General features: G+C 44.1%; 1 protein-coding gene. It reads left to right on the plus strand.

Annotated elements, in window-relative coordinates; all coding sequences use genetic code 11:
- Window positions 1–385: 385 nt before the first annotated feature.
- Entirely contained in the window at window positions 386–1,354 is a 969-nt protein-coding gene (locus RN22_RS24350; RefSeq protein ID WP_046308518.1) for a porin, read from the plus strand.
- Window positions 1,355–1,694 lie beyond the last annotated feature (340 nt).

Here is a 1,694-nt window from a genome sequence, read left to right on the forward strand (position 1 = left end):
AGTTGACTGACGTCGTGCTCGTTGTTGTCCCTTTTTGATGGAGGTGATTACACCTACAAAGGGACGCCGCGATCACAACGCCAGTCAAACTCGCTGAATCCGGCATCTTCAGGTTGTTTGGGTATATTATAAAATTATTCGCCAAATTGTTTGCATGAAGACACCTAAATTCTCCTGTTCACCATCGGCGCTTCCATAAGAGCTCTCATTCATTGAGTTTATTTTCATAATCTCATTTGTGGGAGCCCATTTTTACTGGCTTTGAGCGATTCTTGCTGTGATGTTCAGGCGCTTGTCGTAATTATTTTTTAATCGTTGTAGGCGCGATTACGTGCAGTTGTTTTGATGGAACTCAAGCGGCTGTAAAGCCGCAGGGATGATTGAAATGAAAAAAACGATGATTACAGCGTCGATAATCGGCGCGGCAGTGGGCTTTAATGCATACGCATACACGGTTTATTCCAGTGATGAGTCAGCACTTGATATTGGTGGTCGTATCGAGCCTCGATTCAATGTTTCCGATGCAAATGAAGTAAACGCAAATGGCACTGCGAATGGCAACAGCTCATTCAAAGACATGAGCCGTGCAAGGCTACATTTTGCTGGAGAAACCAGTGTTAATGACAGTGTTAGTGTTTTTGGCTTTTATGAAGCGGAAATGACAACGGAAGATTCCGAGATCGACAACCGATACATGTTCGCTGGCTTTGACACCAACTTTGGTGCCTTCTCATACGGTAAGCAGGACTCTTCTCAGGTCATTCTGACCAATGTCACCGATATCATGGAAACCTTTGGTGGCAGTGCGGCTGATATCGTTGTTGGTAACCAAGACAAGTTAGAAAACAACTTTGTTTATATGGTAGAAACGCCAGTGGGCGTAACAGTGACATTGAATTATGTGGCTGCTGACGAAAAGGACAATGATTCTGCAGGTGGCTCTATCTATTACGAGAGCCCCATTGGATTAGATATCGGTGCTGGTTATGTTTCAGGCGATCAGAGAACTGGGACTGGTTTAGCCAGTGTCGAGGTCGACCAATATGACGTAGCTCTATCTTATACTTTCAACGATTTCTACATTGGCGCTCTCTATGTCGCTGGTGAAGTTGATAACGTTGATATAGACGGTTACGAGATTGCTCTGGCGTATAACATCAATGACTATGTCTTCCGGTATGTCTTCAACTATCGCGATTCAGATAATGCTTCTCATGATGTCGACTACAACGCAATTGAAGGTGTTTACAACGTCACTGACAATTTTGTCGGCTATGCGGGTTATGAATTTAACCGCTTGGATGGCAAGCAAAATGATGACCAGCTGCAAGCCGGTGTCCGATATACGTTCTAATGGGTGAATGAAACTAAAAAGCGGAGCCTAATGGCTCCGCTTTTTTGGTTATTAAGCCTGCCCGGAAGCTTGAAGCTCAAGAGGGGAGATAAGCGAATGATTTCCTTAAAGGACAAAATGGAAATCATGCAAGCTTTTGGTACGACCAAAAAATGGCTCATTGCGTTGAGATACCACATTCTGGATGGCTTAGTAACGATAATATCCTTTCTACCTTAACCCGAGTTGAATATACCCAAACAACGTGAAGATGCAGGATTCAGCGAGATTGACTGGCGTTATTATCGCGGCGTTCCTTTGCCGGTGTAGTCACCTCCATCAAAAAGGAACAACAAAGAGC

The organism is Grimontia sp. AD028, from assembly GCF_000973155.1.
In the GTDB taxonomy this organism is placed as follows: domain Bacteria; phylum Pseudomonadota; class Gammaproteobacteria; order Enterobacterales; family Vibrionaceae; genus Enterovibrio; species Enterovibrio indicus.